Origin of the sequence: Aquibacillus saliphilus, assembly GCF_020404745.1 — a bacterium.
Taxonomy (GTDB): Bacteria; Bacillota; Bacilli; order Bacillales; family Amphibacillaceae; genus Aquibacillus; species Aquibacillus saliphilus.
The window spans coordinates 1-19,969 of record NZ_JAIZAP010000012.1 but is presented as its reverse complement, the minus strand read 5'-3'; the positions used below and the strand labels follow the sequence as shown (position 1 = coordinate 19,969).

General features: G+C 37.1%; 18 protein-coding genes. 6 read left to right on the top strand and 12 right to left on the bottom strand.

The window, feature by feature from the left end:
- Positions 1-172 precede the first annotated feature (172 nt).
- The 8 genes from LD272_RS13100 to LD272_RS13065 form a co-directional block, all read right to left on the bottom strand.
- Positions 173-1,306, bottom strand: coding sequence for a glycerate kinase (locus LD272_RS13100; RefSeq protein WP_226037059.1), 1,134 nt, complete (start codon positions 1,304-1,306; stop codon positions 173-175).
- 160 nt (positions 1,307-1,466) lie between these two features.
- The gene (locus tag LD272_RS13095) at positions 1,467-1,778 is read right to left on the bottom strand and encodes a DUF2642 domain-containing protein (RefSeq protein ID WP_226037058.1); all 312 of its coding nucleotides are present in this window, start codon (positions 1,776-1,778) and stop codon (positions 1,467-1,469) included.
- A gap of 261 nt (positions 1,779-2,039) precedes the next feature.
- The gene (locus LD272_RS21640; protein WP_226037158.1) at positions 2,040-2,225 is read right to left on the bottom strand and encodes a M50 family metallopeptidase; all 186 of its coding nucleotides are present in this window, start codon (positions 2,223-2,225) and stop codon (positions 2,040-2,042) included.
- 96 nt (positions 2,226-2,321) lie between these two features.
- The gene (locus LD272_RS13085; protein WP_226037057.1) at positions 2,322-2,498 is read right to left on the bottom strand and encodes a hypothetical protein; all 177 of its coding nucleotides are present in this window, start codon (positions 2,496-2,498) and stop codon (positions 2,322-2,324) included.
- 60 nt (positions 2,499-2,558) lie between these two features.
- Positions 2,559-4,514, bottom strand: a complete 1,956-nt coding sequence (locus tag LD272_RS13080; protein ID WP_226037056.1) for an aconitate hydratase — start codon at positions 4,512-4,514, stop codon at positions 2,559-2,561.
- A 235-nt stretch (positions 4,515-4,749) separates the two neighbouring features.
- Positions 4,750-5,445 (bottom strand): iron-sulfur cluster repair di-iron protein, encoded by a 696-nt coding sequence (gene ric, locus LD272_RS13075; RefSeq protein WP_226037055.1) that lies wholly within the window; start codon positions 5,443-5,445, stop codon positions 4,750-4,752.
- A 257-nt stretch (positions 5,446-5,702) separates the two neighbouring features.
- Positions 5,703-6,332: an arylformamidase gene (gene kynB, locus LD272_RS13070; RefSeq protein WP_226037054.1), complete on the bottom strand. Its 630-nt coding sequence runs from the start codon at positions 6,330-6,332 to the stop codon at positions 5,703-5,705.
- Positions 6,333-6,964: 632 nt separating this feature from the next.
- A complete protein-coding gene (locus tag LD272_RS13065; RefSeq protein ID WP_226037053.1) occupies positions 6,965-8,065 on the bottom strand; it encodes a PRK06851 family protein in 1,101 nt (366 codons plus the stop codon).
- A 328-nt stretch (positions 8,066-8,393) separates the two neighbouring features.
- On the opposite strand from LD272_RS13065, the gene LD272_RS13060 reads away from it, so the two are divergent.
- Complete coding sequence (locus tag LD272_RS13060) at positions 8,394-10,496, top strand: choice-of-anchor J domain-containing protein (protein ID WP_226037052.1); 2,103 nt, start codon at positions 8,394-8,396, stop codon at positions 10,494-10,496.
- Between the two features lie 553 nt (positions 10,497-11,049).
- Positions 11,050-11,214: an aspartyl-phosphate phosphatase Spo0E family protein gene (locus LD272_RS13055; RefSeq protein ID WP_226037051.1), complete on the top strand. Its 165-nt coding sequence runs from the start codon at positions 11,050-11,052 to the stop codon at positions 11,212-11,214.
- Between the two features lie 58 nt (positions 11,215-11,272).
- Here the strand turns inward: LD272_RS13055 and LD272_RS13050 are convergent, their stop codons facing one another.
- Positions 11,273-11,518, bottom strand: a complete 246-nt coding sequence (locus LD272_RS13050; RefSeq protein WP_226037050.1) for a GlsB/YeaQ/YmgE family stress response membrane protein — start codon at positions 11,516-11,518, stop codon at positions 11,273-11,275.
- A gap of 307 nt (positions 11,519-11,825) precedes the next feature.
- Here LD272_RS13050 and LD272_RS13045 point away from each other — a divergent pair, with 307 nt between their 5' ends.
- Positions 11,826-12,779, top strand: coding sequence for a ribose-phosphate diphosphokinase (locus tag LD272_RS13045; protein ID WP_226037049.1), 954 nt, complete (start codon positions 11,826-11,828; stop codon positions 12,777-12,779).
- Positions 12,780-12,863: 84 nt separating this feature from the next.
- Here the strand turns inward: LD272_RS13045 and LD272_RS13040 are convergent, their stop codons facing one another.
- Together LD272_RS13040 and LD272_RS13035 are read right to left on the bottom strand one after the other, a co-directional pair.
- Positions 12,864-14,225, bottom strand: coding sequence for a GntP family permease (locus tag LD272_RS13040; protein ID WP_226037048.1), 1,362 nt, complete (start codon positions 14,223-14,225; stop codon positions 12,864-12,866).
- A 222-nt stretch (positions 14,226-14,447) separates the two neighbouring features.
- On the bottom strand, positions 14,448-14,789 hold the full coding sequence (locus tag LD272_RS13035) for a cupin domain-containing protein (RefSeq protein WP_226037047.1): 342 nt from the start codon (positions 14,787-14,789) through the stop codon (positions 14,448-14,450).
- A 268-nt stretch (positions 14,790-15,057) separates the two neighbouring features.
- On the opposite strand from LD272_RS13035, the gene LD272_RS13030 reads away from it, so the two are divergent.
- Positions 15,058-15,282 carry a DUF5683 domain-containing protein gene (locus LD272_RS13030; protein ID WP_226037046.1) on the top strand — a complete coding sequence of 75 codons (225 nt, stop codon included), beginning with the start codon at positions 15,058-15,060 and terminating at the stop codon, positions 15,280-15,282.
- 64 nt (positions 15,283-15,346) lie between these two features.
- Here LD272_RS13030 and LD272_RS13025 read toward each other — a convergent pair whose 3' ends face one another.
- Complete coding sequence (locus LD272_RS13025) at positions 15,347-17,293, bottom strand: aconitate hydratase (RefSeq protein ID WP_226037045.1); 1,947 nt, start codon at positions 17,291-17,293, stop codon at positions 15,347-15,349.
- A gap of 293 nt (positions 17,294-17,586) precedes the next feature.
- On the opposite strand from LD272_RS13025, the gene LD272_RS13020 reads away from it, so the two are divergent.
- Positions 17,587-18,771 carry an MFS transporter gene (locus LD272_RS13020; RefSeq protein ID WP_226037044.1) on the top strand — a complete coding sequence of 395 codons (1,185 nt, stop codon included), beginning with the start codon at positions 17,587-17,589 and terminating at the stop codon, positions 18,769-18,771.
- Between the two features lie 174 nt (positions 18,772-18,945).
- Positions 18,946-19,665, top strand: a complete 720-nt coding sequence (locus LD272_RS13015) for a metallophosphoesterase family protein (protein ID WP_226037043.1) — start codon at positions 18,946-18,948, stop codon at positions 19,663-19,665.
- The last annotated feature ends 304 nt before the right edge of the window (positions 19,666-19,969 follow it).

Below are 19,969 nucleotides of genomic sequence, written 5' to 3'. Positions count from 1 at the left end.
ACATTCCTCCTCGCAAATAGTGTAATCGCTTACAATCATGACGTACATTCTTAGGAGAAAGCTATCACCATACAGTTTACGAACAAGAATTTTTATTTATTACACTTTTATAGTAAAAAAAATCTACCCCAGTACTAGTTGTACTAGAAGTAGATTTTCAATATATCCGTAACTAGTTAAAATTAGACACTGAATCAATCAAATGAATCACGTGTTTTGTCTTGTCATAAAGTAATTCATCCGCTTGATCGATACACTGTTGTAAGGAAAGAGGTCGATCAATAATAGAAAAACAACCTGCAAATACTTCTCTAAGTTGATCACTATTTCCACCTAGACTTCCAGAAATCAGAATTACTGGAACCTGGTGTTTATTTGCTAAACTTGCTACATAGCTCGGGGCCTTACCAAATAAAGTTTGTTCATCGCTTTGCCCTTCACCCGTAATTACTAAATCTGCATTTATAATAGATTGCTCCAAATCCATAGCATCTGCTATAAGTTTTGCGCCTGACTCTAACTTTGCTCCAAGTGTTAATAAGGCAAAACCTAGACCACCAGCTGCGCCCGCTCCTGGCACTTGTTTATCGTCTCTACCAATTTCTTTTTCAACTAGATTACTAAAGTTGTCTAAAGCTTCATCATACATTAGAATTTGTTGCTCTGTTGCTCCCTTTTGAGGACCATAGATTGCACTTGCACCTTCCTGGCCAGATAACGGATTTTCAACATCGCATGCAACACGGATATTTATTTTAGACAGTTTAGAGTGTAAATTTTTAAAGCTAACTTTACTCATAGATAATAGATCACGACCAAAAGGGCCAATTTCTATTCCCGACTTGTCCCAAGCTTTCATACCTAGCGCTTGAAGCATGCCTTGTCCGCCATCATTGGTAGCACTTCCTCCTAAACCAATGATAATCGAGGTACAACCATTATTAATTGCATCAATTATCACTTCACCTAGTCCGTAGGAAGTCGTTAGATCAGGGTTTCTTTTTTCTCTTGGTACTTGAACTAATCCCGCTATATTTGCGCATTCAATCAGAGCAGTTGTCTTGTCAATAGTTGCATAGTAGGTTTCTATTTTATTACCAAGTGGACCTGTACATTGGATAGGTACACGAACTCCGCTAGGCGATGCAACTAACAGGGATTCGACAGTACCTTCCCCACCATCTGCCATTGGTTTAATTACCCCGTTATGCCCCCCCACTTCAGAGACAGCTCGCTTCATTATAGTTGCTGCATCAATGGAAGTAAGACTTCCTTTATATGAATCTGGTGCAATAACGATATTCATAGTAGCACTCCTTTTAAACTAGTAGTTACTATTATTAAACCATTAATATGTATCCGGTTCCACCGTCGATAAATCAGATTTTTATTTTATTTTTTTGATAATCAAAGTAGCTAGAAGTCGAACGTTACATACGATTTCTAGCTACTTTGATTATCCCGTACTAGGCTTTTCTAAAATAAATAATATGTGGATACCTAATATGATAGTCTATTCCTTGGATTGTTAACTGAAGGTGATCTATTGCAGCACCAGTTAACGTTCCCTCAAGTGCTCCATTAACAGTCACGACTTGAAGATTTTCATCTAAGTGCATTAATAAATGATTCAACCAAACCGGTTCCATCTGAATTGAATAACTTGGTTGTTTTTCTTCGATCATTTCTGGCAATTCACTCGTATATACATACACTCCAGGTGGCAGTGTATCAAGTGTTTTATCTCCTCGACTGGCATGCAATTGATTGTTAGTCAATTTTATTCACTCCTTTTATGGTAGACACTTTTACCATATGAGAAAGAGATTTACTGGACACGGCATTTGCCTATTTCTTCACTAGTTTATTTATACTTTAGTTTAACAACTTTAATATTTACTACATACGTCCTACACAACAGAGGCGAAGAAAAGCAGATTAGCTTTTTTCCGTGCGCTAATAAGTTCTACTCTTACTAGAATACAGTTGAATTTGACTACAACAGTACCTATTGCTTGTCTGGTTGTTCCTTACACTCCTCAAATGAACCCTTGATATAATAGAAAAAATAATAGTAATGCTGTTAACGAAGATCCTGTGTATCCAGCATAAGCAATTAATATTCCACTTATCCAAGAAGAGGTACCATCCAGTGCGTGCCCTGAAGTATCTTTATTTAACGCAATACGATATCCTCTTCCTCCTGTTATTTTTGCAATTACGATATGGAAAACTTCATATAAGTTATTGAAACCAGGTAATTAGATTCTATTCACTAAAAGAGGCCAAAACTTATCGTTTAGCCTCTTCCTTTTTACTACTTAATCTAATAACCGGTTGTTTTCGTCTACATTGATAGGACTAGCTGGCTCTGGACTGTCTCCTGGATAAAAATGTCCATCTCCTTTGCAAATGGTACATTTATATTGCCATTCCTCATCATCAGCAAGCATTCCAGTTCCCTCACATGCAATACATACGTTATTGCGATCCACCATTTTAAGTTTTCTCCTTTTTTAAATTAGTCCTGCCCCCCTGAGTCAGAGGCGACTTACAATTTAAGCACGATTTTTTTGACGGTCCTTCACCCAGTTAATTAATCCGCCTTTTAATACCATTTCAATCTGTCTTCCCGATAGCGCGTGTTTGACTGTTATTTCTTGATTTTTCCCTTGCACACTAATAGTAAATTCGTTGCCTTGCTGGATTTTCTTTCTAAGGTCCGTGAACACTAACACATCACCTTGATCTAGTTTTGAGTAACCCCCTTCATTTACAAAAGTTATTGGCAAAATCCCAAAATTAACTAGGTTTTGCCAATGAATACGTGCAAAGTCTTTCACCAAAGCAACACGTAAACCAAGATATCTTGGTGCAAGAGCCGCGTGTTCACGACTCGATCCTTGTCCATAATTAAAACCACCAACAACAGCATGTCCACCCAAGTTGCGACTAGCCATTCCTTTATCATAATAATTCTCATCTATAATTTCGAAGGTAAACTTACTAATTTCAGGTAAATTACTCCTAAAAGGTAGCACACGTGCACCTCCAGCTAATATTTCGTCTGTAGAAATGTTATCCCCCATTTTAAGTAAAATCGGCACCTCGAGTCTATCCGGTAGTTCATCCATGTCAGGAATGGATGCAATATTTGGGCCTTTATATAACTCGACTTCACGAGCTCTTTCAAGTGGTAACGGCTCTTCCAATAAATTCACATCAATTGTTGGTTTGTTTGGGTTCTTTATTTTAGGATAATCCATATCTAGTGTACGTGGATCTGTGATTACTCCCCTCAACGCAGAAGCTGCTGCAGTCTCAGGGCTACACAAAAAAACACTGTCTTCTTTTGTTCCTGAACGTCCAGGAAAGTTGCGCGGTGTTGTCCGCAGACTATTACGACCAGTCGCAGGCGCCTGTCCCATACCAATACACCCATTGCAACCTGCTTGATGCAACCTGGCTCCAGCTTGTAAAAGACTAGCAATATGTCCTTCCTTCACCAAATCAGTCAACATCTGACGTGATGTCGGATTAATATCAAAAGAAAGGCCATCAGCAATCATCTTTCCTTTTACAATTTCAGCAGCTATCGCAAAATCACGGTAACCTGGATTGGCTGATGATCCAACATAGGATTGATAAATAGGTTCACCCGAAAGCTCGCTTACTGGAACAACATTACCTGGACTAGAAGGTTTAGCAACCAGTGGCTCAAGCTTTGATAAGTTTATTTCTTCTTCTAAATCATATTTCGCCCCTCTGTCTGCCTTTAATTCTGTCCAATCGTCTTCTCTGTCTTGATCCTTTAAAAATCGTTTTATTTCCTTATCAGAAGGAAAGACTGTTCCTGTTGCACCAAGTTCTGCCCCCATATTTGCAATCACATGACGGTCCATCGCCGTTAAATTCTCTAAACCAGGACCATAATATTCAATTACGCGCCCGACACCACCTTTTACATCGTGACGACGGAGTAATTCAAAAATGACATCTTTAGCGCTAACCCAATCTGGCATTTCACCACTTAATTTCACGCCCCATACTTTAGGCATTTTAACGTAAAATGGTTCACCGGCTATCGCCATCGCTACATCAATTCCACCAGCTCCCATTGCTAGCATTCCCATACAACCATTTGCACACGTATGGCTGTCAGAACCAAGTAATGTCTTGCCAGGCTTAGCTAACCGTTGCATGTGAACAGGATGACTAACACCATTACCAGGACGGCTATAGTGTAGGCCGAAACGCCGTGTAGCACTTTGCAAAAATAAATGATCATCTGGATTTTTACTATCTACTTGAATTAAGTTATGGTCGACATATTGCGCAGATGCTTCTGTTTTGGCATAGTCTAATTCCATTGCTTCTAGTTCTAACATGACCATCGTACCTGTCGCATCCTGAGTTAATGTTTGATCGATTTTTAGTCCAATCTCTTCCCCAGGGGTCATCTCACCATAGACTAAATGATCCTTGATCAATTTTTGTGTTACATTCAAATCCATATCATTGCCTCCTCAAGCTTTTTTCTATTTACTTAATTTGGCTTTAGTTTAGAAAAAATATGCTTTACTTTCATATAGAGTATTTCTAGTTTGAACGAACAAATAAATCATTAAACACCAAAACAAAAGGTTACTAGCACGTTGCCAGTAACCTTCTGTAATAGATTAATTTTGCTGAGTCAATTTCATAATATCAAGCTATACCCTAATGGCGGAAATAGCTATTTTGAAATGATTAAGCTAATTTTTTAAATAGAATATTGTTTTCTAAATGAATGTGCTGGAAAGTGTCTGATTCTAATTCGGTTAGACGGGCGTATGTAATTCGATATGAATTACACGCATCAGCTGGTGGTTCGAAACCATCTGTAATATCATGCATTTGCTTAAGAAGGTCTCCTGCTGAATCGTGCTCGTCTTCCATTGCACTATTTACTGCCTGAATTTTCTCCAATAATTCCGGACTCGGATTAATATCATATTCTTTAATTAACGGGAACAAGTCTAGTTCTTCTTTGACCATATGTGATTCCAGTTCCATTTTGAACGTATTATAAAGCTTGTGAAGATTGACTAAATGTGGATGACTGCCACCATGTACACGATAAATCTTCGTAACAAATTGACCTAATGCAGGCAATTCTTCATTTAAGTAGGCATGATGTGTATGAACAACGTGATCAACCAATTCTGTGTTTGAGATTTTGTCCCAGTTTGTTTCCACATTACCTTTATTTTTCCAATCTTGATAGGATTCATTTAGTTCACTCATGATTAGATCATCGCTTATATTTTTTTCAGAAAACACCTCGACAAGTGGTTTATCTCCTCCGCAACAAAAATCAATCCTATTTTTCTTAAACAAATCACTAGATTTCGGGAAAACCTTAACAATATCTGCCGGTGTATCATTTATAGTAAAAGTAGTCATTTTTATTTACCTCCTTAAGTTGTAACTTAACTATACTGCGATTCAACTGATCACAACGTGAGATAAATCACGAAAGAGGTGTGACTTTACTTATATGAAATAATTTCCTCAAAGTTAGTTTTCAATCGATAGTTGCTTAAAGTGAAAATTGTAGATAGTACAAATATCCTAAAAGGAGACTAAGCCATAATAAATCACAAATTACTTTATTATGGACAAAGAGTATCTACTATCCGCCGGAGAGTTACATCACAATTCTATAATGGTTGAATGACTGCTCTGACCGGACTGCCATCCCCTTCAACAATTTTAAGTGGCAGAGCTATTAAATTATAATCTCCCTCAGCAATTTCATCTAAGACAACATTTTCTAATATATGAATACCATGCTGATGTAACGAATGATGAGTCAATAGCTTTTTACTATCGAGTGGATCGACAGAAGGCATATTCACTCCAAGTAGCTTGATACCATTTTCAGCCAAATAGACAGCTATTTCTGAATCTAATTTAGTAATTTCATTCGGAAATTGCTCTGGATTACTAGGTAGCGACGTCTTTAGCAGCAACCGTTCCACGCCAACTAGCGAAAATTCACTTAAAACGCTGCGGTCAATTACATCCTTATCTGATACATCAATCACCTTTGCTCGTCCAACATAATAATTGACATCAATATCGACTATCTTTTTTCCGTTATCTAAAAAGTGAAAAGGTGCATCAACGTGTGTCCCTATATGTAGACTTGTTGTCATCTGTCCAATATTAACTGATCCTGTTTCTGCCATTGATGCTGTTAATTGATAAGTAAAAGGCGTATCTTCAGGCCAATGCGCAACCTGGTTTGTCAGTGGTTGAGATATATCTATCCATTTATTAGTGTTCATTTTATCCGACAACCCCTTTTAAATTTTTTCCCCATTAATTGTATCGAAGTTACTCGAGATTTACTACTCATGTAGAACAATAGTTTAAGACACAAAACCTATAGACTCCGACGTAACATACCACGTCATACTGGAAAGTACGTGGCGGGTACCCAGAGAGGTTGTTTACAAGGTGACTGAGAAATACACTTGGATAATGAATCAAAGTGATCCATAAGCTGTTTATCGAGTATGAAGGTCCTTTTGAGTGTGAAAGAGATGAAATAAGACCTTCATCAGCGTTATGAAGGTCATTTTGATAATGAAAGTGATGAAAAGAGACGTTCATAAACACTATGAAAGTCATTTTAATAGTGAAAGTGATGAAAAGAGACTTTCATGAGCGTTATGAAGGTCATTTTGATAGTGAAAATGATGAATTTAAACTTTCATGAGCACTATGAAGGTCCTTTTGATAGTGAAAATGATGAAATTAAACTTTCATAAGCATTATGAAGGTCCTTTTGAGTGTATTTCCGGGGCAGGTATTATGCACTCACCAGGATTTAAGTTACGTCGCAATTTCTATCAACTCCGAACATTTAAAAACATCAACACTTATGAAAAGCCCTTTCCAACAATGAATGAACCGATCATACTTCCTTTTCTTGCTGCTCAACCGCCTTATTAATATCCTCATAAAAACCATCTATAACAGAAAAGTTAACCGCATCAACATAGATTTTTTCCAATTGATCATGGAGGCTCTTAGCTTCCTGTAGATATAAAATACCTTCCTTCATCCGTTGTTTATAACGTTTAGTAACATCTGTTATCTCAGCTTGATATTTCTCGTCTGTCCCAGGTGTAACCGTTTTTTGATATAAATCCACAATTTCATCTCCGTGACGATCAGGAAAATATTCATGCGGATCTGTACTATCGAATACGGATACCCCTAGCTCACGGATAATGACCATATCAATGCTATCTGGATCAAAACCACAATGATACATCTCCACATCAAAGCCTCGTTCCTCCCCAGCAGTTGCAACCTTTTTAAGTAATGTTGATTTTCCCGTACCAGCGCGCCCTTTGATAAAATACCGTTTTAATAGCCCTTCAGTAATATTTGGAATAAAATCAACAACTCCATCCGGGGTCGAAGCTCCAAAGAAACGATGACGTGTGATTTGTTCCTGACCACTACTTCGTTTACCAACAAAAATTTGATCAATTAAGTCAACTGTTACTTGATTCGCTTTAGCAAAATCCATTTCACGGATATAAATTTCTTCTAGGTCATCATGTATTTGCAGTCCATTTTTGAAAGATGCGTAGGATTTTTGATAGATCTCCTGAATAGATTGTTGATAATTGATAATTTCTTGCCGTTTATCCTTTAATTTAGCTATATCCCAAGCTGATCCAAGATTAACGTACTGCTCAATAGCTCCAGGTGCAGTTGGTTCTAACACATGCGGTGAAGTACTATCGAAAACCCCAAACTTTAGCTCTGGAATAATCAAGGCCTCTAACGAATCATTATCCGTAGAACAATGTATTAGTTCTAAATGATAACCCTTTTCCCCCCATTCATTTGCAACCCTTTTAATAAGTGTTGATTTGCCTGTTCCAGGTCCACCCTTTAAGAGATAGATAGTCTCCAACCCTTGCATGTTGGACTCATATAATCCGTAGAATCCCTTTGCTGTATTTCCACCACAAAAATAATTAATTACCTTTTCAGTCACTACAAAAAACCCCTTTGTTCGTTCATCTAAACTATTCTATGAAACGATTGTTAAGTAGGTGAATGTCCTTAGTAGTTGTTAAAACTTATCAAATACTACTAAATTAATTGATGCTAAACATATCCTGTCAAGAGAAAAACATATACGTACTCCAACTATATACACGTAATGCCTTTTTAGATTAATAATTATATTTACCTATATCAGTGAAAATAAATCTGTAAATTAATTACCATTAGACTATTGTTAATTTTCTGAATACTTATAGAATTAATAGTAAGGTGCGCGCCTTACTATTAAAAAGAAAAAAATTTGGGAGGTCTACATTTTGAAAAAAAAGATCGTAACACTAGCGTCTATCAGTGTTCTATCATTTTCTCTTCTCTCTCCTTCTATAAGTTATCAAGTAGAAGCAAAAGAAAGTGAGAAATGGAATGTTGAACGTTATGGTGATGAGCTTGATATCACTGCAGAATTAAATAAACAATCGAGTAATGAGGAGTTTCAAAAACAAGCAGCTAATAGAATCAAAGATGCCGCTTCAGAGGTAAATTTTGATGAACAAGAAGATGCTGACAGTCAGGATGAAGATAGTACATTTACTTATGATGGTGGTTCGAAGCTCTTTTTAGATAGAGATTTAGCTTTTAAAGAATTCACTCTACGTAGTGAAGGTGAAAACGTAGAAATATGGGTTGCCAATGACTTAAGCTTTCCAGATGGTGACGAACGACCTGCACATGTTGTAACTCAAGAACAAGTGGACAAGCTTACAGAAGAATTTGATACAAACATCTATCCTAAAACTACTGCCTTTTTTGGTACTCCTGATTCTCTTGATGGTAGCCAATCTCCACTACCTGGAATGGTTGGACTGCCGACTGGTTATTACGAAGGTAGCGACAAAGTGATTATGCTAGTAGATAACATTAAGGATGATAACTACACGAATCCTGACTATCCATTTTTTGTAGCTGGATTTTTCTGGAGCACACTAGAAATGTATATTGATCGTAATATAGTTACAATTGACACAAATAACTGGGAAGAACGCTTAGAAAATACTTTTTACTCAACAACCATGCACGAATTACAACACTTAATCCATTCAGATAATGATGCTGATGAAACAACATGGTTAAACGAAGGCATGTCGACATTTTCTGAGTATTTAGGTGGCTATGGTCATGATGCTGGTTCAATTAACTTCCTGCTTGATCATCCGGAAAACTCACTGGTAAATTGGGATGAGCATGTTGGTGCAGAGACAGGACCGGAAACGATTGCTGATTATGGACTTGTTTACCTGTTCACTCTTTATAACTATGAACAATTTGGACAAGAATTTATAAGACAAGTGGCTACGAGTGAGTTAAATGGAATTGATAGCTATAATGCTGCTTATCAATCCTTTGGCATTAAAGAAGACTTCCAAAGCGTCTACGAGAAGTTTGTAACGGCATTGCTTATTGATGATACAGAAAATGTTAAAGCTAAAAAAGGTATTTATGGATTCAATACAATCAACTTGCGTGAGCTTCCTGTTGAAAACGGAGAAGTTCGTGGCACGACAGTTAACTTTGAACAAGCAAAGCAATATGAAAAAGACGGGGTTCCAGCATGGGGTGCCGACTATAAAGTGCTAGATTTCGAACAGAAAATTGATAACATTTCATTTGATGGAATTGGCTCTTTACCTATTAACTGGGAATCTGTTCAAGACCCATTAGGCACTGACAACCAAGTATATTGGGGTGGTAATGGTGATGAGGTTGATAATAATCTAATCTTTAGCGCTGATTTAACTAGTGTTTCAGAAGCAACACTTCAATTTGACAATTTTATCGATATTGAAGAACAATGGGATTTCGGTATGGTTCAAGTTTCTACTGATGATGGTAAATCATGGACAAGTTTAGAAAATGAAAATACAAGATCCGATGTCGTTGACGAAGGATATCCAAAAATCAAAGAAAATGTTCCTGGATTCACTGGACACTTTGAAGACTGGCAAGAAGAAAGCTTCGATCTCTCCGAGTACGCCGGTCAGGAAATCCATATTTCATTCCGCTATTTAACCGACTGGGGGACAACGGAATCTGGCTGGTTTGTTGATAATATTGAAATTCTGGAAATTGGAATAAATTATGATGGTTCTTCTTTAGTTGGACTTCAGTCGAAAGCTGAGTTACTACAAGAATATGTAAATTACTCTGTTACTTTTGTAAATGAAAATAAACAAGGTAAATATAAGGTAGAGCATATCGACCCGTTCAATATTACAGAAGAGGAAGCATTAAACTTAAAAAATCTATTTAAAAGCGGAACAAACTATATGACAACATGGTACGCTGCTCCAGAAGGAAGTAACCAGTCGATACCTTTTGACTATAGTGTAGATTTAAAAGAACAAGGTCCAAAAAAGAATTAAATCTTATCGACTAACTGAACAAAAGCGCAGGGCGCCTTGCTCACCACCGACAAGCTTAAGACAAGCCTCGGCGTGACGTTCTTTGCCACAGAGAGGATTGACTTAAGACCTCGAGGTGTGCATTCGAAATAAGCAAACCGCTTATTTCCGGCTAGGCGCCGGAGCTGGACGCGGCTAACATTGTCAAAAAATTATCCACACGAAACCAATTTTATAATTTCCTAAGCTAAAAATAAAAGAACCTTATCTCCTAATTTATAGGAGATAGGGTTCTTTTATTGACATTTATTACAACTTGGCAACAGTTACATTGTTTATTTCTCATGATTCGACAAAAACAGAAGAATTTCGTCTGTTTACACATGGTGCTAAACTGTATAAACTAGTAAATACTACGCGAGAATAATATCACACAAATATGTCCGGACATATAGTTGATTTAAAAATTAATTAAATTAGTTGTAATCACAATATCTAAAAAGATTACTAATTTAAACCATCATTATTGGAATTAGTTGCCGGAGTGATAAAAAGATGCATTGGAGTGTTTATCTTGGTAGAAGTCAAACATGAAGAAAACAAAATAGAAAAACTACGTTTAAAGATGTACCAGTATTACCAAGAAAATCAATATGAAGAAGTTGTCAAAGTGTCACAGGAATTAGATCAATTATTGAATGAATTTTTATATTTTCCCAAAAGTAAAAATCATAGCTAAAAAATAAAAAGCACCCCTCAACAGAGTGCTTGCCTTTAGTATTTAGGTTCGTATCGCATTATTTTATCGCTTTTACAACAAGACTTAGTAAGAAAACAAAAATAACCGCCCCGATTAACGCTGGAATAATTGCAATACCCGCAAGTACCGGTCCGATACTTCCAAGTAACTCTCCACCTATCCAGGCACCGATGATACCAGCAATAATGTTTCCGATAATTCCAGCAGGAAGATCCTTTCCAAGAATAACGCCTGCTAGCCAACCTATTAAACCACCAACAATTAAATACATAATAAGTCCCATTTATAACACTTCCTTTCAATTTAACTTCTAATAAAAGCCTATACAAAATCTTAATGAGTATTCCTAAACATATAATACAAATACCCAATCCAAATTAAATAAAAACATTTAGTTTTAAAATACATTGTAAAAAAATTTAACATCAAATTTTAATCCGTCGATTTCCTTCAAAACTTGCAAGTGGATACCTTTTTTTGAGATGATAGCACAATATTGCACAATTAGATTGGGCATAAATACGTTAGTTATGCTATCCTAAATATAATAGATAAGGTAGTTTTTCAAGCTACATTGGAGGGATTTGTTCGTGTCAAACAACTATAAAAGTTCTAAATTAAAAGTCTTCACATTAAGCTCTAACCCAGCACTGGCAGAGGAAATTGCTTCGAACATGGGACTTGCGCTTGGGAAATCTTCAGTGCAGACATTTAGTGATGGCGAGATACAGATCAATATCGAAGAAAGTGTTCGTGGTTGTGAAGTATTCGTTATTCAATCGACAAGCGAGCCAGTTAATCAAAATATTATGGAACTATTAATCATGATTGATGCATTAAAACGCGCTTCAGTAGAAACAATCAACGTTGTTATTCCATATTATGGTTATGCTCGCCAAGACAGAAAAGCTCGTTCAAGGGAACCCATTACAGCCAAGCTAATCGCTGACTTAATTGAAACAGCTGGTGCTAATCGGGTAATTACATTAGATTTACACGCAACTCAAATTCAAGGATTTTTCAACATACCCGTCGATCAGTTAGTTGGTATTCCTCTTTTATCTGATTATTTAATTCAAAAGAATTTTGATGACATCGTAGTTGTCGCTCCCGATCATGGTAGTGTTAAACGTGCTCGCCAAATGGCAGACCGTCTAAAATCGACTATCGCTATCATTGATAAACGAAGTCCAACTGAGAATTTTGCTGGTGAAATAAATATTGTTGGTGAAATTGAAGGAAAGACAGCTATTCTAATTGATGATATTATCGACACTGGGACAAGGGTGACAACAGGAACAAGGGCACTCTTAGAAAATGGTGCAAAAGAAGTATATGCCTGTAGCACGCACCCGGTGTTATCAGGACTTGCAATCGAAAAACTTCAAAAATCACAATTAAAAGAATTAATTGTTACGAACAGCATCCCTTTGACCAAAGAAAAACAAATAGATAAGATTACGCAACTTACAGTTGCCCCACTATTAAGTGATGCTCTTATCCGTGTTTATGAACAACAATCAGTAAGCGTGTTGTTTGACTAATTTCAGAAGAAATAGAATGACTCCAAACAGACGAACACTACCTTTTTAACTAGGCAGTGTTCGTCTTCTTTTTACTTATTATTTTTAAACAAAAATCATCCATAGTAAGAACGTTACAATAATCGCAACTAAGCCTTGAACAAGTGTTCCAGCAGTTTGTGCCTTATATGCTTGCGTCACTGACATTCCACTAAATTCTTTAACAACCCAGAAATAACTATCATTAACATGCGAAACAACCATTGCACCAGCTCCGATAGACATAACTACCAAAGCAAGCGGTACTGCACCATCTATACCTACTTGTATCAGTAAAGGCGCAACTAATGTTGACGTAATTACAAGTGCTGCAGTTGATGACCCTTGTGCAGTTTTTAGTGCTGCTGCAATCAGGAATGGAATGAAGATGAACAACGCTCCAGTAAATATACCACTGTCTGCAAATCCTTGGATAAATTCCGCAACTGGAGTTGCCTTGATAACCGATCCAAACGCTCCCCCAGCCCCAGTAATTAATAGAATTGGAGCAGCTTCTTTTATACCGACACCTATCCAATTGGTAAGTGTTTCTTCATCATAGGATGGCATCAATAAAAAGGCGAATAACACACCAATTAGTAGGGCTACTACAGGTGAACCTAAGAACAAGAAAACATTAACTAGCGGTCCCACTAACTCCATAAAGGTTAAAAAAGAGCTGAACGCAATTAACAATATCGGGACAACAATTGGTGCAAATGACTTTGATGCTGTAGGCATTGCGCCAAATTGTTTAACAATCTCTTCGTAACTAAAACCTGTACCCTCTTCACCTTCACCTTCCACTTTTATTTTAGTACCTACTTTCATCGCCCATAAATACCCTGCAAAAATTACCGGAATAACAACAATTAACCCCATTAAAATAACCGTACCCAGGTAATTTTCAGCCCCGATATTCCCTGCCGCTGCTATCGGTCCTGGTGTTGGTGGAACTAATGTATGGGTCGCAAATAAGCCTGTAGACAAAGCTATTGCCATCGAGGCAATGGTTACTTTCGCTTTTTTTGCAAGCGCTTTTTTTAAAGATGACAAAATGACATAGCCAGAATCACAGAATACTGGAATGCTGACTATTCCACCAATTAAACTCATCGCCAGTTGTGGCCGTTTTTCACCTACTAAACGGAGTACAACCTCCGCCATTCGAAGCGCCGCACCTGATTTTTCCAGGATAACTCCAATAATTGTACCAAAGATAATCACAAGACCGATGCTACTCATTAACCCGCCAAAACCACCATTTACTGCTTCAACAACATCCGCAAGCGGTAACCCTGCTATGATCCCGATTGCAAATGAAGCGATTATTAAAGAAATAAACGGATGAAGCCTTAACTTAGCAGTTGCGAAAATAACAAATAAAACCCCAAAAACAATAACAAGAATAAGACCATAACCCTCCATACTGCCACCCCTTTAAAAGTTATTTTTTGTAAATGAATTCATTTATGCCGACTGTTATCATTTGTACACGCCTTCAATTATATGAAATTTAAAACCTCAATATGACATCCAGTTTTATACATTAAACACTTTTAGGGGATTAACAGTGGTTTTGATGAACGCAAAAAAACGGTTAACTTGTAATAACAAGTTAACCGTTTTGCACTTTTTTATTGGCTTATTTTAAACATCTTTTGCATAGCTGTCATCTGGAATTTTATTTAACATAACATAAAGACTTACATTTGATGATCCATCGTTAGCAAAAGAAAGCTCTTCATCTCCACCAGCGACTAGGATATCGTCTTTTGTAACTGCAACTTTCTCACCATCAAAAGTAAACGTGCCCTCTCCCTGTAATAGTTGTAAATAGACATTCGTTCCTGGATGCTTATGAGCAGGTAAAGATTGTCCAGGTTTGAAATTCAGTAGAAAAACTGTGCTTTGCCCTTCCTTAAATACAACGCGCTTGGTAAATCTTTCTTCACTAAATTCAATATATTCACTCAAATTTTGTTTTTTCATCAGTAAATTCTCCTTTAAATTGTTGCTGAAATTTTTATAAACTTTTCTAAAATCTACTTGAGATTCGTTCTCATTTATTTTAAATGAGATCGCTAATTATAAAAGTGATAAAAATCACTAAATTAATAATACTTCTGAACAATAATTACTAATTTAACTATGCCTTGGTTTTATACAAGCGATAGTTAACATTTCTTCTCTTTAATTATTATAAATTCAGGACTATACTATACATGTGAAGTTATTTTAGATGAAGAGGTGTTTCTATATGAAAAGTGCCGGCTTAGCAGCGGTTTTATCTTTTTTTGTTACTGGACTAGGTCAAATATACAATGGACAAATTGGTAAAGGTATCGGGTTTATTATTGTTTATGCTATTTCTTGGGCTATGATGTTCATTCTTATTGGTTTCATTACTACTCCTATTTTATGGATTTGGGGAATGGTTGACGCCTATAAGGTTGCTGAAAAAATTAACCAGAAATCAAATTAAATACTTTTTTTGAGAAAGCATCCACTTTGACAATCACAAAGTGGATGCTTTCTTGTTCAACAGTTTAAACCTGACGTTCCTTGATCCAGTTAATTAATCCCCCATGCAACATCATATCAACTTGTCTACCGGAAAGTGCATGGCGGACATTTATCTTTTCACCTTTATTTTTAATGGTAATAGTGAATTGATTACCTTGCTTAATTTTCTCTCGTAAATTAGTTAACTCAAGGACATCACCTTGCTCTAATTTGTCATAATCTTCTTCATTGATAAATGTTACAGGTAAGATGCCAAAATTAACAAGATTTTGCCAATGGATTCTAGCGAAGTCCTTGACTAAAGCAATACGTAACCCAAGAAATCTTGGTGCTAATGCAGCATGCTCACGGCTCGAACCTTGACCATAGTTAAAACCACCGACTAGTGCGTGACCACCTAAGTCTTTTGTATCCATTCCCTTATCGTAGTATGTTTCATCAATATTCTCGAAAGTAAACTTACTAATCTCAGGTAGATTGCTCCTGAAAGGAAGAACACGTGCGCCACCAGCTAAGATTTCATCCGTTGATATGTTGTTTCCCATTTTTAACAGGATCGGTACTTCTAAACGATTTGGTAGTTCATCCATCTCTGGAATAGATGCAATATTTGGCCCTTTATATAACTCTACCTTTCTCGCTTCTTCTGGTGGTAATGGTTCATCTAATAGATTATTATCAATCTTTGGATTCCTTGGGCTTTTGACTTTTGGATATTCCATCTCAAGTGTTCGTGGATCAGTAATCACACCTGTTAAAGCAGAAGCAGCCGCAACCTCAGGTCCAGATAGAAAAACACTATCTTCTTTTGTCCCAGAACGTCCTGGAAAATTACGTGGTGTTGTCCTTAAGCTATTCCGACCAGTTGCTGGCGCTTGCCCCATACCGATACAGCCATTGCAACCGGCTTGGTGTAGTCGTGATCCTGCTTGAAGTAAACTAGCCATATGTCCAGCTTGCACCAAATTAGTCAACATCTGTCGTGAAGTAGGATTAACATCAAGTGACACGCCATCTGCAACTTGTTTTCCTTTTACAATTTCAGCAACCATTGCAAAGTCTAAGAATCCAGGATTGGCAGACGATCCAATATAAGATTGATAGATTGGTTCACCCGCAACCTCAGATACTGGAACGACATTTCCAGGACTGGACGGTTTGGCTACAAGGGGTTCTAATTCTGATAAGTTAATTTCTTCTTCGATAGCATAGCTCGCACCTCTGTCAGCTTTCAATTTAATCCAATCTTCTTCTCGGCCTTGTTCCTTCAGAAAACGCCGAACTTCTTTATCAGAAGGAAAAACAGTTCCTGTTGCGCCAAGCTCTGCCCCCATATTAGCAATCACATGTCGATCCATCGCATTCAAATCGTTCAAACCAGGCCCGTAATATTCAATTACCTTACCAACACCACCCTTTACATCATGACGGCGTAGCAATTCAAAAATAACGTCCTTTGCTCCTACCCAATCTGGCAATTCTCCAGTTAACTTCACACCCCAAACTTCCGGCATTTTCACATAAAAGGGTTCACCTGCAATTGCCATTGCTACGTCAATACCACCTGCTCCCATCGCTAACATTCCCATTGAACCATTCGCACATGTATGACTGTCAGAACCAAGTAGCGTTTTGCCAGGCTTAGCCAATCTTTGCATATGTACAGGATGACTAACTCCATTACCTGGACGACTATAATAAAGACCAAACCGCTTCGCTGCACTTTGTAAAAATAAGTGATCATCTGGATTTTTACTATCAACTTGAATCAGATTATGATCAACATATTGGGCTGAGACCTCTGTTTTTGCATAGTCTAAATCCATTGCTTCGAGCTCCAACATCACCATCGTACCCGTAGCATCTTGTGTTAGTGTTTGATCAATTTTAAGTCCGATTTCACTTCCAGCTGACATTTCGCCAGATAGTAAATGTTCCTTAATTATCTTCTCAGTTACATTTAATTTCATGCAGTACCTCCTCGTAGATTAATCAATTGTTCTCTTTGTGCTAATTTTTAATAAGCTTTATTAAACGTATACCTCATTACCAACCTTTTTACTCATCTATTTTAAAATAACTAACGTTTAAGCATTTTATTATTATTAAAGAACGATTATGACTCGCTCACATAGCTATGATTAGGGTTTTAATAAACATTTGATGAAAGCACTTTCTTTTTTATAAGCTACCTTAGATGACAATAGTCGGAATTTTTTGTATAATATACTTCGAGTAACGAAGGGAGAAGGGGCGCTACATAATGGAAAAAGAATTAGCAAAACCCTATATAATTGAAAAAATATGGACAAAAGACTTTGCCCTCATCTGTATGGCAAACTTTTTTATTTTCTTAGGATTCCAAATGACATTGCCAACTATCCCGTTATTTGTTCAACAATTAGGAGGCAGTGATCAAATAATAGGAGTTATTACAGGTATCTTCACTTTTTCTGCTTTGATTTTTCGTCCATATGCTGGACATTCCTTAGAATCCAAGGGGAGACAGTTTGTTTACATGTTAGGGTTATCTATTTTCGTTATCTCTGTTGGATCCTATGCAATCATTCCCAGCATTGCTTTCTTATTTATGATGCGTATCGTTCAAGGTATTGGATGGGGATTCTCAACAACAGCTACAGGAACAATTGCAACCGACTTAATTCCACCTAAGCGTCGCGGTGAGGGGATGGGATACTTTGGATTATCCGGTAACCTAGCACTAGCTTTTGGTCCTGCATTAGGATTGACACTAGTAGGATACATATCCTTCCCCCAACTTTTCTTGATTTGTTCCGCACTTGGAGCAGTTGCTCTAATTTTATCTTCACTTATTAAATACAAAAAAGTAGAGCCGCCTGCACATAAATCAGTTAATCCTAGATTCGATATCTTTGAAAAAACCGCTATTCAGCCAGCATTCCTATTATTCTTTATTACAGTAACATTTGGCGGGCTAGCATCATTTCTTCCGCTCTATACAGCAGTTAAAGGTATTAGTGGAATCGAAATGTATTTTCTGATTTTCGCAATATTTTTAATGGTTTCTAGAACTTTCGCGGGTAAAATATATGACGTAAAAGGACATATCTTTGTCTTTTTACCTGGTACAGCGTTGATATTTATCGCTATGCTTCTATTAATGTGGCTACCAAATTCTTTGATTTTATTTATAGCAGCAGCTTTGTACGGCTTAGGTTTTGGTAGCGTACAACCTGCATTACAAGCTTGGGCAGTAGAAAAAGCTGAGTCTAATCGAAAAGGAATGGCGAATGCAACATTTTTCTCATTTTTCGATCTTGGCGTAGGTGTTGGCGCAATCACATTTGGTCAAGTTGCTTATCTTTTTGGTTATAGTTACATTTACCTTGGTTCAGCAATATCCGTATTTTTGTCGATGGTGTTATATGTCGTGTTATTGATAAAAGCAAAGAAGCAAGTGGTATAATTTTGATAAGAGTTTCTGTCCAGTGAACTCCGTTTAACCCGAAAATAGTTCAATGGACAGAAACTGTTACCTCCATACTCATAAGTGTTAATCACCCTCTATTATCCCTTCTAACTTAACCCCGCCCATAAAAAAATGATATGATAAAAAAAACAGCAGACAAGGAGAGATACAATGAAAATAGCGTTTATTTCCGATATTCATGGCAACGCACATGCTTTAGATGCCGTACTTGACGACATAAGCAAAAAGAATATTGATAAAATTTATGTATTAGGTGACATTGCCTATCGTGGTCCAGAACCAAAACGTTCCATTGAATTGGTGCGAAACTTGAAAACAACAGTAGTGAAGGGGAACGCAGACGAATGGATTGTACGAGGCGTTCAAAAAGGAGAAGTACCAGACCAAGCACTTGATTTAATGAATCAAGAACGAGACTTCGCCACTTCACAATTAGAACAATCCGATATTGATTATTTATCAAGCCTGCCTACAGAAGCTACATTTGAAGAAGAAGGTACTGCATTTCACATCTTTCATGCTACACCAACCAGTTTGTTTGATGTCGTCTTGCCAGATGTAGAAGACAAAGATATCGAAACGAAGCTTATGGCCGAAAAATCGGCTGATGTTTACCTTTATGGTCATATTCACAAACCATATGTCCGCTACATTAATGGGAAAACAGTTATCAACTTAGGTAGTGTTGGTTTGCCATTCGACGGACAAACGAAAGCCTCCTACGCCATTGTTAATCTAACTAAGAAAAGCATGAGCACATCCATTGAACGGGTAAGTTATGACTTTGAAAAAACGATAGAAAAATATAACGAAGTAAGGTACCCGAATACAGAAATGATGGAGAATATTATTCGTAATGGTAGTTTGTAGTATTAAGAACAAAAGCGAAGGCGCCTTGCTCACCACCGACAAGCTTAAGACAAGCCTCGGCGTGGCGTTCTTTTCCACAGAGAGGATTGACTTAAGACCTCGAGGTGGTAGGCGCCGGAGCTGGACGTGGCTAACTTAGGAATTATTTATCCACAGCAGTCCATTTTATAATTTCCGCACTAGTGTTGCATTAAAAGATAACGACAATGTCAAGTGTTCATTTAATTCAATTAAATGGAAATTATGGGAGATTATAGTATTCATTAAATCAAAAAAACCCTTATAATTAGTGGCAGAAGGTACT